General features: G+C 71.2%; 8 protein-coding genes. 6 read left to right on the top strand and 2 right to left on the bottom strand.

The genetic code is table 11. From position 1 onward, the window contains the following. Positions 1 to 614 precede the first annotated feature (614 nt). The 4 genes from G3I42_RS28820 to serA all read left to right on the top strand — a co-directional run bounded on the left by G3I42_RS28820 (position 615) and on the right by serA (position 6,254). Positions 615 to 2,495 carry an acetolactate synthase large subunit gene (locus G3I42_RS28820; RefSeq protein WP_164290692.1) on the top strand — a complete coding sequence of 627 codons (1,881 nt, stop codon included), beginning with the start codon at positions 615 to 617 and terminating at the stop codon, positions 2,493 to 2,495. Between the two features lie 27 nt (positions 2,496 to 2,522). Beyond that, on the top strand, positions 2,523 to 3,047 hold the full coding sequence (ilvN, locus tag G3I42_RS28825; RefSeq protein WP_164290698.1) for an acetolactate synthase small subunit: 525 nt from the start codon (positions 2,523 to 2,525) through the stop codon (positions 3,045 to 3,047). A gap of 305 nt (positions 3,048 to 3,352) precedes the next feature. Beyond that, complete coding sequence (gene ilvC, locus G3I42_RS28830; protein WP_164290693.1) at positions 3,353 to 4,351, top strand: ketol-acid reductoisomerase; 999 nt, start codon at positions 3,353 to 3,355, stop codon at positions 4,349 to 4,351. A 307-nt stretch (positions 4,352 to 4,658) separates the two neighbouring features. Next, a complete protein-coding gene (serA, locus tag G3I42_RS28835) occupies positions 4,659 to 6,254 on the top strand; it encodes a phosphoglycerate dehydrogenase (RefSeq protein WP_164290694.1) in 1,596 nt (531 codons plus the stop codon). A gap of 202 nt (positions 6,255 to 6,456) precedes the next feature. Here serA and G3I42_RS28840 read toward each other — a convergent pair whose 3' ends face one another. Continuing rightward, positions 6,457 to 8,106 carry an MFS transporter gene (locus G3I42_RS28840; RefSeq protein WP_239096745.1) on the bottom strand — a complete coding sequence of 550 codons (1,650 nt, stop codon included), beginning with the start codon at positions 8,104 to 8,106 and terminating at the stop codon, positions 6,457 to 6,459. A gap of 164 nt (positions 8,107 to 8,270) precedes the next feature. On the opposite strand from G3I42_RS28840, the gene G3I42_RS28845 reads away from it, so the two are divergent. Then, on the top strand, positions 8,271 to 8,861 hold the full coding sequence (locus G3I42_RS28845; protein ID WP_164290695.1) for a TetR/AcrR family transcriptional regulator: 591 nt from the start codon (positions 8,271 to 8,273) through the stop codon (positions 8,859 to 8,861). Between the two features lie 238 nt (positions 8,862 to 9,099). Here G3I42_RS28845 and G3I42_RS28850 read toward each other — a convergent pair whose 3' ends face one another. Beyond that, the gene (locus G3I42_RS28850; RefSeq protein WP_164290696.1) at positions 9,100 to 10,059 is read right to left on the bottom strand and encodes a LuxR family transcriptional regulator; all 960 of its coding nucleotides are present in this window, start codon (positions 10,057 to 10,059) and stop codon (positions 9,100 to 9,102) included. Between the two features lie 164 nt (positions 10,060 to 10,223). On the opposite strand from G3I42_RS28850, the gene G3I42_RS28855 reads away from it, so the two are divergent. Then, positions 10,224 to 13,028, top strand: coding sequence for a M4 family metallopeptidase (locus G3I42_RS28855; protein WP_164290697.1), 2,805 nt, complete (start codon positions 10,224 to 10,226; stop codon positions 13,026 to 13,028). The last annotated feature ends 74 nt before the right edge of the window (positions 13,029 to 13,102 follow it).

Genomic DNA, 13,102 nt, shown 5'->3' on the forward strand with positions numbered 1-13,102 from the left:
CACGGAGGCGGCGTCGGCGGCCGGGAGCGGGCTCGCCGCGCTGCTCGGCAAGCGGCCGGGCGAGCGGCGCGCAGGGCCCCGTACCGCCGCCGAGGCAGCGGGCACGGCACAGCCGGACACCTCCGCGCCCCCGCAGTGACGGCCACGGGGGCCCGGCGTCCGGCCCCGTGCTGTCCGCATCGTGGCCCGTGGCCTTCACCACCCCGGCCCCGCCTGCCCCGCCCGGCCGGGGCGGGCAGTGTCCGGAGCGGCTTGGCCGCGCACCTACCGCACCCCGCGACGCCCGCTCCGACGCCCGCTCGGATGCTGGCTCCTACACCCCCTCCGATGACCACATCGTGAGATCCACATCCCATCGGCTTGACAGTTGACAGCCGCTGGGAGGAGGGTCACTGCCATGCGCACCCGAATTCTCGTACTTGGACAGCGCGTCGGCTGAAGCCGGAGAACGAACTCCGGCACCCGCACCGACGCGCTCCCCTCGCTTGCCACCCGGCACGAGGGGTTTTTTGTTGCACAGGTGCCCACCGGACCGGCCCCCGCCGCCGCGCGAACCACCACGAAACGCACCCGCCCATCCGTACCGAGAACTCAAGCTTGAGAAGAGAATGCCGATGACCGAGCAGGCCACCGGGGCCCCGCATCCGCAGCCGCGGCCCCGTTCCGGCGGACAGCAGTCCGGACACGTCGAGCGCGTGACGGGTGCGCAGTCCCTCATCCGCTCCCTCGAAGAGGTCGGGGCCGACACGGTCTTCGGCATCCCGGGCGGCACAATCCTCCCCGCCTACGACCCGATGATGGACTCGACCCGCGTGCGGCACATCCTGGTGCGCCACGAGCAGGGCGCGGGCCACGCCGCGACCGGTTACGCGCAGGCCACCGGCAAGGTCGGCGTCTGCATGGCCACCTCGGGCCCCGGCGCGACCAACCTCGTCACGCCGATCGCCGATGCCAACATGGACTCGGTGCCCCTCGTCGCCATCACCGGGCAGGTCGCCTCGGCCGCCATCGGCACGGACGCCTTCCAGGAGGCGGACATCGTCGGCATCACGATGCCCGTCACGAAGCACAGCTTCCTCATCACCAAGGCCGAGGACATCCCGCACGCCATCGCCGAGGCGTTCCACATCGCCTCGACCGGCCGCCCGGGCCCCGTCCTGGTCGACATCGCCAAGGACGCGCTCCAGGCCGACACCACGTTCAGCTGGCCGCCCACCCAGGACCTGCCCGGCTACCGCCCCGTGACGAAGCCGCACGCCAAGCAGATCCGCGAGGCCGCCCGGCTCATCAGCGCCGCCAAGCGCCCCGTGCTCTACGTCGGCGGCGGCGTCCTGAAGGCGGGCGCGACCGCCGAGCTGAAGGTCCTCGCCGAACTCACCGGGGCCCCGGTCACGACGACCCTGATGGCCCTCGGCGCCTTCCCCGACAGCCACCCCCAGCACGTCGGCATGCCCGGCATGCACGGCAGCGTCACCGCCGTCACCGCGCTCCAGAAGGCCGACCTCATCGTCGCGCTCGGCGCCCGCTTCGACGACCGCGTCACCGGCAAGCTCGACAGCTTCGCGCCGCTCGCGAAGATCGTGCACGCCGACATCGACCCCGCCGAGATCGGCAAGAACCGCACCGCGGACGTCCCGATCGTCGGCGACGCGCGGGAGGTCATCGCCGACCTCGTCCAGGCCGTCCAGAGCGAGCACGCGGCGGGCAACAAGGGCGACCTGACCGCGTGGTGGGCCGACCTCGACCGCTGGCGCGAGACGTACCCGCTGGGTTACGAGCAGCCCACCGACGGCACCCTGTCGCCCCAGCAGGTCATCGAGCGCATCGGCACCCTCGCCCCCGACGACACGATCTTCACCGCGGGCGTCGGCCAGCACCAGATGTGGGCCGCGCACTTCATCGAGCACGAGAAGCCCGCGACCTGGCTCAACTCCGGCGGCGCCGGGACGATGGGCTACGCGGTCCCCGCCGCGATGGGCGCGAAGGCCGGACAGCCCGGACGCACCGTGTGGGCGATCGACGGCGACGGCTGCTTCCAGATGACCAATCAGGAACTGACCACCTGCGCCCTCAACAACATCCCGATCAAGGTCGCCGTCATCAACAACGGCGCCCTCGGCATGGTGCGGCAGTGGCAGACCCTCTTCTACAACCAGCGCTACTCGAACACGGTCCTCGCCGGTGACCCGACCGGCACCGACCCCGCCGTGCCCGGCCAGCGCGACGGCGCGCCCCGGCCCGCCGGCACGCGCGTCCCCGACTTCGTCAAGCTCGCCGAGGCCATGGGCTGCGTCGCCCTGCGCTGCGAGGACCCGAGCGAGCTGGACGCGGTGATCGCGAAGGCGAACTCCATCAACGACCGCCCCGTCGTCGTCGACTTCATCGTCCACCAGGACGCGATGGTGTGGCCCATGGTCGCCGCCGGCACGTCCAATGACGACATCATGGCCGCCCTCGGGGTCCGCCCCGACTTCGGCGACGCCGCCGACGACTGAGACGGAAGAGCAGAAACGCACATGAACATGTCCAAGCACACGCTCTCCGTCCTGGTGGAGAACAAGCCGGGCGTCCTCGCCCGCATCACCTCCCTCTTCTCCCGCCGCGGGTTCAACATCGACTCGCTCGCGGTGGGCACCACCGAGCACCCCGACATCTCCCGCATCACCATCGTGGTCAATGTCGAGGAACTCCCCCTGGAACAGGTCACCAAGCAGCTCAACAAGCTGGTCAACGTCCTCAAGATCGTGGAGCTGGAACCCGGCTCCGCGATCCACCGGGAGCTGGTCCTGGTGAAGGTCAGGGCCGACAACGAGACCCGTTCGCAGATCGTCGAGATCGTCCAGCTCTTCCGCGCGAAGACGGTGGACGTCTCGCCGGACGCCGTCACGATCGAGGCGACCGGCTCCAGCGACAAGCTGGAGGCCATGCTCAAGATGCTCGAACCCTTCGGCATCAAGGAACTCGTCCAGTCCGGCACCATCGCCGTCGGGCGCGGCGGACGGTCCATCACCGACCGCTCCCTGCGGGCCCTGGACCGCAGCGCCTGAGCGGCGGGCGACCGCCGCACCGGCCACGAGGCGGCGCGGGGGCCCGGACCGCATCCAGGTGCCGGACCCCATGACGCCTCGCCCGGCTTCGTACCGTACGAAAACGTGCGCGACCCGCACCCGTACGAGCACGAGCCACCAGGACGTACCCCCGCGCGTGACCCGCGCACCGGTCTCCTTCGCACCACCCCGTCTCGCCCCGCGCGCCGGTCCCCGCCGGCGTTCGTATCCCGAGACCCGAGCACACACCAGACGGACCCCGCCGTACGGTGGGACGCACCATCCGCATACAAGGAGATAAACCAGTGGCCGAGCTGTTCTACGACGACGACGCAGACCTGTCCATCATCCAGGGCCGGAAGGTCGCGGTCCTCGGTTACGGCAGCCAGGGGCACGCGCACGCGCTCTCGCTGCGCGACTCGGGCGTCGACGTGCGGGTCGGTCTGCACGAGGGCTCCAAGTCCAAGGCGAAGGCCGAGGAGCAGGGCCTCACCGTCCTGAGCCCCGCCGAGGCGAGCGCCTGGGCCGACGTGATCATGATCCTCGTGCCGGACCCGATCCAGGGCAAGATCTACGAGGAGTCCGTCAAGGACAACCTGAGCGACGGCGACGCCCTCTTCTTCGGCCACGGCTTCAACATCCGCTTCGGCTTCGTCAAGCCGCCGGCCGGTGTCGACGTCTGCATGGTCGCCCCGAAGGGCCCCGGGCACCTCGTGCGCCGCCAGTACGAGGAGGGCCGCGGCGTCCCGTGCATCGCGGCCGTCGAGCAGGACGCGACCGGCAAGGCCTTCGACCTCGCCCTCTCGTACGCGAAGGCGATCGGCGGCACCCGCGCCGGCGTCATCAAGACGACCTTCACCGAGGAGACCGAGACCGACCTCTTCGGCGAGCAGGCCGTGCTGTGCGGTGGCACCGCGGCGCTCGTGAAGGCGGGCTTCGAGACCCTCGTCGAGGCCGGTTACCAGCCGGAGATCGCCTACTTCGAGTGCATGCACGAGCTGAAGCTCATCGTCGACCTCATGTACGAGGGCGGCCTGGAGAAGATGCGCTGGTCCATCTCCGAGACCGCCGAGTGGGGCGACTACGTCTCCGGTCCGCGCATCATCACGGACCAGACCAAGGCCGAGATGAAGAAGATCCTCGGCGAGATCCAGGACGGCAGCTTCGCCAACACCTGGATGAAGGAGTACGAGAGCGGCCTGCCGAAGTACAACGAGTACAAGAAGGCCGACGAGCAGCACCTCCTGGAGACCACCGGCAAGGAGCTGCGCAAGCTCATGAGCTGGGTCGACGAAGAGGTCTGAGCCCCTTGCCCCGCCGCACGCGCGGGGCATCCGACGACGGGGGCCGGGCGACCGGTCCCCGTCGTCGTACGGGGGTGAGCGGTCCAGGCGGGGCAGCCGAAGCGGACGTACGTGCTATGGACACGTAGTCCAATCCCGAACGGGTGAACCCTCCGTTCGGGCGGATCGGGCCCCCGCGGTGCACCACTACACTGCACTTCCATACGCGTCAGGCCCACAGTGTCGTGCGTCTTCCACGCGGCCAGAACCCCCTCCACCGCATGCGGCCGTCGGGACGGCCGTCCGCATAGGACTTGTGAGGACACACGTGAGCGCGCAAGACAAGCCTGTCGTACTGATCGCCGAGGAACTCAGCCCCGCCACGGTCGACGCCCTCGGCCCCGACTTCGAGATCCGTCACTGCGACGGCGCCGACCGGGCCCAGCTCCTGCCGGCCCTCGCCGAGGTCGACGCGGTGCTGATCCGCTCGGCGACGAAGATCGACGCCGAGGCCGTGACCGCGGCGCCGAAGCTCAAAGTCGTCGCCCGCGCGGGCGTCGGCCTGGACAACGTCGACGTCTCCGCCGCCACCAAGGCCGGCGTCATGGTCGTCAACGCCCCCACCTCGAACATCGTGACCGCGGCCGAGCTGGCCTGCGGTCTCCTCATCGCCACGGCGCGCAACATCCCGCAGGCGAGCCAGGCGCTCAAGGGCGGCGAGTGGAAGCGCTCGAAGTACACGGGCGTCGAACTGGCCGAGAAGACCCTCGGCGTCGTGGGCCTCGGCCGCATCGGCGTCCTCGTCGCGCAGCGCATGTCCGCCTTCGGCATGAAGGTCGTCGCCTACGACCCGTACGTGCAGCCCGCGCGCGCCGCGCAGATGGGCGTCAAGCTCCTCACGCTCGACGAGCTCCTGGAGGTCGCGGACTTCATCACCGTGCACCTCCCCAAGACCCCCGAGACGCTCGGTCTCATCGGCGACGAGGCGCTGCACAAGGTCAAGCCCTCGGTGCGCATCGTCAACGCCGCGCGCGGCGGCATCGTCGACGAGGAGGCGCTCGCCTCCGCGCTCAAGGAGGGCCGCGTCGCGGGCGCCGGGCTCGACGTGTACACCAAGGAGCCGTGCACCGACTCGCCGCTCTTCCAGTTCGACCAGGTCGTGTGCACCCCGCACCTCGGCGCCTCGACCGACGAGGCGCAGGAGAAGGCCGGCATCGCCGTCGCGAAGTCCGTGCGCCTCGCGCTCGCCGGTGAACTCGTCCCCGACGCGGTCAACGTGCAGGGCGGCGTCATCGCCGAGGACGTCAAGCCGGGCCTGCCGCTCGCCGAGCGCCTCGGCCGCATCTTCACCGCGCTCGCGGGCGAGGTCGCGGTCCGTCTCGACGTGGAGGTCTACGGCGAGATCACGCAGCACGACGTCAAGGTGCTCGAACTCTCGGCGCTCAAGGGCGTCTTCGAGGACGTCGTCGCGGAGACCGTGTCGTACGTCAACGCGCCGCTCTTCGCGCAGGAGCGCGGCGTCGAGGTCCGCCTGACCACCAGCTCGGAGTCCCCCGACCACCGCAACCTCGTGACGGTGCGCGGCACGCTCGGCGACGGCGACGAGGTCGCGGTCTCGGGCACCCTCGCCGGTCCCAAGCACCTCCAGAAGATCGTCGCGATCGGCGAGCACACCGTCGACCTGGCCCTCGCCGACCACATGGTCGTGCTGCGCTACGCCGACCGTCCCGGCGTCGTCGGCACCGTGGGCCGCGTCCTCGGCGAGTCCGGCATCAACATCGCGGGCATGCAGGTCTCGCGCGCCGAGGAGGGCGGCGAGGCCCTCGCGGTCCTCACGGTCGACGACTCGGTCCCCGCGGACGTCCTCGCGGAGGTCGCGCAGGAGACCGGGGCGACGTCGGCGCGGGCGGTCGACCTGACCTGAGCCGGGGCCGGTTCGGGTCTCCGCGCGCCTGGGGTGCGCCTGAGGGTATGAACGTGAAGGGCCCGCTTCCTCCCGCCGGACGGCGGTGGGGGAGCGGGCCCTTCGGGTGCGCGGGGGCGCGGGGGGCTTGCGTAGGGGGTCCGGACGGGTGTTCCGGACCGGGTGCGGGACGCGGGGGAGGCGCGTGCGGAGCTTGTGCCGGTCACGCGTCGTCCGGGAGCGCCTTCGTGGGTACGGGGGCGGGGGCGGGCGCCGTGGCGTGCGTGTCCGTGGGTGCGGGGGCGGGCTCGGCCGCGTGCGTGTGTGTCGCCCCGTCCTTCTCGCGCAGGGCGAGCGCCGCGCCCGCCGCGCAGAGGAGGAAGAGCGCGGCGCAGGTCCAGGCCGCGACGTGCATCCCGGAGACGAAGGCCTCGCGCGCGGTGCGCAGCAGGTCGGCGCCCCGCTCCCCGCCGAGACGCGTCGCGTGGGCCACGGCCCCGCCCAGCGTCTCGCGGGCGTTGCCGGGAAGCCCGGCCGGTCCGGCGTCCGTGAGGCGGGCGCGGTAGATCGTCGTGGCGAGGGAGCCGAGCGTCGCGAGGCCGAGCGCACCGCCGAACTCCTGTCCCGTCTCCCACAACGCCGAAGCGGTGCCCGCGCGTTCGACGGGGACGGCGCCCAGGGCGAGGTCGGTGAGTTGCGAGAGCGCGGTCACGATGCCGACGGCGAGCAGTCCCGCGCCGGTCAGGACGAGCGCGAGCGAGCCGGTGCCGAGCAGCGCGAGCACCGCCATGCCGCTCGCGCTCAGGACGAACCCCGCGGCGACGACGCGAGCACGCGGCACGCCGCGCTGCACGAGCGCCGTCACGACGGGGGCCGCCGCGCCGATCGGCACCGAGGGCACCAGACTCCACAACGCGGCCTCCAGGGCGCTCAGTCCGAGGACCGACTGGAGGTACTGCGTCGTGAAGAACGAGGAGCCCATCATCCCGAAGGCGGCGAGCGTGCCGAGGACGAGCGCGCCCCGGTAGCCGCGGACCCTCAGGAGCGCCGGCGGCACCATCGGCCGCTCGGCCGTGCGCTGCCTGCGGACGAAGAGGACCAGGAAGACGAGTCCGACGGCGAGGGCGAGGGCGTAGGAGGGGCGCATCCCGTTGCCGGGAATCTCCTTCAGCGCCCACACCAGGGGCAGGACGGCCGCGAGCGAGAGCGGCACGCTCGGCAGGTCGAACTTCCCGCCCTCCGGGTCGCGGTACTCGGGGATGAGCAGCGGCGCGAGGACCAGCAGCAGGACCATCGCGGGCAGGTTGACGAGGAAGACCGAGCCCCACCAGTAGTGCTCCACCAGGACGCCGCTGACGACCGACCCGAGCGCGATACCGCCCGTCAGGACGGCCGTCCACGCGCCGATCGCGCGGGCCCGCTGCTTCGCGTCCCGGAAGAGGACGCGGATCAGGCCCATCGTCGAGGGCATGAGCGTCGCGCCGCCGACGCCGAGCACGGCGCGCGCGGCGATCAGCATCTCGGGGCTCGTCGCGTACGCCGCCGCCGCGCTCGCCGCGCCGAACGCCGCCGCCCCGCACAGCAGGAGCCTGCGCCGCCCGATCCGGTCGCCGAGCGAGCCCATCGTGAGCAGGAGCCCGGCGAGCAGGAAGCCGTAGACGTCGTAGATCCACAGCTGTTCGGTGCCGCTCGGGGCGAGATCGGCGTTGATGGCCGGGACCGCGAAGAACAGGACGGAGGTGTCCATCGCGACCATGAGGAGGGCGAGGAGGAGGACGGTGAAGGCGGCCCACTCGCGGCGGCCCGCACGGGGCGCCGGTTCCGGGCGGCGGCGTTCGGGACGGTGTTCCGGGGTCAGGTGTTCAGAGGTCATGGGGAGGACGCTAGAGAGGATCTATACGAGCGTCTATGACGGTCGTATAGAACGAGCGTTTAATACGGTCGTCTCATACGGGCGTCTACGCGCTTTGGCGTACCGGATTCGCGCATCTGTACAAGCGTCTGTGACAAGCGTCAGAACGTCGTTACGCTGCCCGCATGGGACACCGTGAGGATCTGCTCGAAGGCGCCAAACGCTGCTTGCTGGACAAGGGGTTCGCCGCGACGACGGCGCGCGACATCGTGCGGGAGTCGGGGGCGAACCTCGCCTCCATCGGTTATCACTACGGATCGAAGGACGCGCTGCTCGGCCGCGCCTACGTCGCGCTCGTGGAGGACATGGACCTGGGCCCGGCCGAAGGGGCGCCGGGTGCCGACGCGGCGCCCGGCACGCTCGCGCACTTCCGCGCGACGTGGGAAGCGGTGCTCGCCTCGTTCCCCGCGCAGCGCGCCCTGTGGCGGCTCAGTTTCGAGATGACGCTCTTCGGCGACCGCTGGCCGGCCGCGCGCGACGTGCTCATCGCCGCGCAGCCCGCGGGACGCTCGGGGCTCCTCGCGGCCTTCTCCGGGCTCGACGAGGACTCCCTGCCCCCCGAACTCGTCGACACAGAGGGCCGCCTCCACCTGACGCTCCTCAACGGCCTCACCCTCCAGTGGCTCTTCGACCCCGAATCGGCGACGACGGCGGAAGCCCTGACGGAGGGAATGCGGAGCTTCCTGGGGCGGATCTGGGAGTACGGGGAGGACTGAGAGGGCGTCGCGGCGGCGGGGAGTTGCCGCGTCTGGAGGAGGTGGCGCTACGTCGCGCGGGCGCCGCTACGTCGCGCGGGCGCCGCTACGTCGTACGGGGCGCCGCTACGTCGTACGGGGCGCCGCTGCGTCGCGTGGCGCCGTCACGTCGCCTGAGGCGCCGCTGCGTCGCGCGGGCGCCGCTGCGTCGCATACGCGTCGGAGACGTCGCGGCGTGCCGTCGCCGTGCCCCCGGCCATCACCCCGACTCCTCCCCCGCCTCGTCGCGCAAGTGCCAGCCGAGCTGGAAGCGGGTGGCCGCGCCCGTGCGGTCCATCATGCGGCGGATGCGGCGGTGGACGGTGCGGACCGAGGTGTTGATGCGCTGGGCTATCGCCTCGTCGGTGAGGCCGGCGAGCATGAGGGACTGGATCGCGCGGTCGTCCTCGCCGCGGGAGTGGCCGTTCAGTGGCCGGGCGCGCTGCCAGACCTGCTCGAAGAGGGCGGTGAGCGCGCCGACGACGCCGGGGGCGTGGACGATCGCGGCGTGCTCGGCGATGTCGTCGGGGTCCTGGTGGAGCGGCAGCAGCGCGTGTTCGCGGTCCACGACGACGAGCTTGGTCGGGACCTCCGCGGCGACCCGTACCTCCTCGCCCAGCGAGACGCCGAGCGTGAGCAGGGAGAGGTCCTGTTCGACGACGGCCGGTTCGACGACGACGCGGATGCGGACGCCGCGTTCGATGACGGTGAGTTCCGCCGGGTTGTCCTCGCGGCGCACCGCGACGGCCGGGCCCTTGCTGAGGTTGAGGACCTCGCGCTTCGCCCCGCGCTGGAGCTGGAGGAAGCGGTGCCGGATGTTCTCCGGACCGTGCACGATCTCCAGGCTGTCCCCGCTGCCGCGCCGGGCGACGGTCGTGCGGTACGAGGCGTCGAGCTTGGCGATCTCGGCGGAGACGGCGCGCAGTTCGTCCTGACGCACCGCGAGCAGCGCGCCGAGCGCGAGCTGCGGCGGGGCCGGTTCCCACCACAGGGCCTCGGCGCGTCCCGTTCCGAGCCGGGTCACCAGCCCCGCCGCGCGCAGCTCCTCCAAGGTGGCGGCGACGTGGGGGAGTTCGAGGGCGCAGGCCCGTGCGAGGGTCTCGGCCGTGGCCGTGCCGGCTTCGACGAGGTGCCGGTAGACGGACTCCTGTGACCGGTCGAGATCGAGATTGTGCAGCACTTGTCCCTGTTTCGTCCGCGTCCCCGCCCTCAACTGTCCACGTGATTATCACTGACAAGTTCTTGCCATTGACAGTGATGCGACACGTGCGGCCATTGCCCGCGCACCGGATCGCTCGCGACGATTCCGGAAGCCCACTCCTCACCCCCTCCAGAAGGTCAGGCATGCCCTCTTCCAGCACCAGACGCATACGGCTGGCCGCCGCCACCTCGACGGCCGCGCTCCTGTGCGGGCTGTTCACCGCGCTGCCCGCCCAGGCCGCAGCCCCGCGAACCGGTTCCGGCCACATCCCGGACCGTGTCGCGGGCGAGCACACCAAGGTCCCCTCCTTCGTCCGAGGTCTCAAGGACCGCGCCGCGAAGTCCGCTTCGGGCCGGAAGGAGACCCCGGCCGTCGCCGCCGAGGAACACCTCGCCCAGCACGACGACGTCTTCCACACCAAGGACCTCGACCTGTCGAAGCCGAAGTCGAGCACGCTCGACGGCCGTACGACGGTCAGCTTCACGCAGCGGCACAAGGGCATCCCGGTCCTCGGCGCCGAGTACAAGGTGCATACGAAGGGCACCGAGGTCGAGTCCGCGAGCGGCAGCCTCTTCACCGACCTCAAGGTCAGTGCGACGCCGAAGCTGACGTCGCGGCAGGCGCAGAATCGTCTCTTCGCCGACGAGAGCCTGCGCAGGCTGAGCCCGGAGGGCCGCACGATCGAGGCCCACGACCTCGTCGTCCTGCCCCGGGGCGAGGGTGTCCTGACCTACCACTTCACCGTCAAGGGGACCCAGCGCTCCGGCGAGCCGGTGAGCCAGCAGGTCTACGTCGACGCGCACACGGGCGGCATCGCCTTCTCGTACAACGACATCGCGGGCATCGCCGCCGCCGGTACGCGGGCCACGGCCCCCGCCCAGGCGCGGGCCGCCGACGAGGACCCCGCCGTCACCGAGGGCCCCGTCACCGCGAAGGGCACGAACTACGACGGCGCCACGGTCGACCTGAACGCGTACCAGCGCGCCGACGGCAAGGTCGAGCTGCGCGACCGGACGCAGCCGATGTTCCAGAAGGCCGGCGGCGAGATCCTTACGTACGACGCCCAGGGCGGCGACGTGGCGGACTACCAGGGCGTGCTGCCCGCCGGCACCCCGCTCGCCTCCGCCGACTCCACCGAGTTCCCCGCCGCCGCGACGGACAGCGGCGCCGTGGACGCGCACACCAACGCCGCCAAGGTCTACGCCTTCTACAAGAAGCAGTTCAAGCGCGACGGCATCGACGGCAAGGGCGGCACCATGCGCTCGGTCGTCAACGTCACCTCGAACGGTGTCGCGTACCCGAATGCCTTCTGGGACGGCACCAAGATGGTTTACGGCAACATCAACGGCGCCCCGGCCTCGGTCGGTCTCGACGTCGTGGGCCACGAGATGACCCACGGCATCACCGAGCACACCGCGGGCCTCCTCTACGTCTCGCAGTCCGGCGCCCTCAACGAGGCGATCAGCGACTACTTCGGCGAGGCCATGGAGGTCGACGACGAGGGCCTCGCGATGAAGGACCCGATGGCGGGCCTGATCGGCGAGGACCTGTGCGGCCACGACGAGGACCCGGCCGACTGCGCGCTGCGCGACCTGAGCGACGGCCGCCGCGCCGACCGCGACTACCTCAACATCCCGCTCGCCAGCGACAACGGCGGTGTCCACTCGAACTCCACCATCATCGGCGGGGCCATGTGGGACATGCGCAAGTCGCTGAGCAAGAAGTTCGCCGACAACGTCATCTACACGGCGGCGCTGGAGAACTTCACGCCGTGGACGGACTTCCTCCAGGCGCGCTACGGGATCGTCGACGCCGCACGCCGGCTCGGTGCCACGAGCAACCAGCTCCAGCAGATCAACAACGCCTTCGACGCGCACGGCATCGTGCCCGGCTGGGAGGACGTCGAGGCGCCGCGCGACTCCGTCACCCTCGCCAAGGACATCGCGCCCGGCGCCGAGGGCATGGACATGTCGCACAACATCGCCGTCGACGGCGACCGCTGGGCGACCTCGTACGTCGACCTGAAGAGCTTCTTCGACGGCACGCCCGAGTACGGCATCAAGACCGGCCTCGTCTCGCAGCCCGACAAGGGCGTCAACGACATCTCGACGCCCGGCGTCTGGATGATCGACCCGGCCCTCAAGGGCAACAAGCTGTACTACAGCCGCGTGGGCGCCAACGGCGCGGACGTCGTCAGCCGTCCCGCGGGCGGCGGCAAGAACGCTCAGGAGACCGTCGTCGCGGGCGGTCCCGGCGACCAGCGCGAGGCCGACATCGACGGCAACACCGTGACCTGGGTCGACATCCAGGGCGACGAGGCCGACGTGTGGGTCAAGCAGGGCAACAAGCCCGCCGTCAACATCACCCCCGAGCCCGGCACCAGCGCCGTGCGCCCGCAGGTCGGCGGCGGCAAGGTCTCGTTCATCGACTACGGCGGTACGTCGACGACGATGCTCGACGTCTACGACCTCGCCACGAAGAAGCTCACCGCCACGAAGGCGGGCGACCTGCTCAGCTCCGCGACCGACTACGTCGCGAACGGCACGTACGGCTTCGCCGTCATCACCAACCCGTTCCTGCTCGGCTTCCAGAACGTCAAGGGCTACGACCTCTCCGATCCGGCGAACACCGCCAAGCAGAAGAGCGTCAAGCTCCGCTCGGTCTTCGGCAGCGGCGTCCAGCTCGCGGTCAACGACACGCAGCTCGTCCGCACCGACCTCCTGGCCTCGTTGTTCGGCACCGGCAACGCCAACCAGCCCAAGCTGGAGGTCGCGAACGTCGAGGACGTCATGACCGGCGACGGCGGCACCTGGCAGCGCGTCTCCTGCGCGGTCACCGGCCAGATGTACCCGGGCATGGACGACGGCTCGCAGCGCGTCGTCTGGGCCGACACGCGCGGCACGACCGACATCGTCACCCGCGAGACCCCGGCGGGCACCTGCTCCTGACGCCCGCGCGTGACCCGAACGCGCCGGGGGGCGCGGGTCGGCACGCCCCGCGCCCCGCCGCCCCGTGGCCCACG

The organism is Streptomyces sp. SID11385 (genome assembly GCF_010548245.1).
Lineage (GTDB): Bacteria > Actinomycetota > Actinomycetes > Streptomycetales > Streptomycetaceae > Streptomyces.

Coding starts and splice junctions, on each gene's coding strand:
- G3I42_RS28820 (WP_164290692.1), top strand. CDS start 615: ATGACCGAGCAGGCCACCGGGGCCCCGCATCCGCAGCCGCGGCCCCGT.
- ilvN (WP_164290698.1), top strand. CDS start 2,523: ATGTCCAAGCACACGCTCTCCGTCCTGGTGGAGAACAAGCCGGGCGTC.
- G3I42_RS28840 (WP_239096745.1), bottom strand. CDS start 8,106: ATGACCTCTGAACACCTGACCCCGGAACACCGTCCCGAACGCCGCCGC.
- G3I42_RS28845 (WP_164290695.1), top strand. CDS start 8,271: ATGGGACACCGTGAGGATCTGCTCGAAGGCGCCAAACGCTGCTTGCTG.
- G3I42_RS28855 (WP_164290697.1), top strand. CDS start 10,224: ATGCCCTCTTCCAGCACCAGACGCATACGGCTGGCCGCCGCCACCTCG.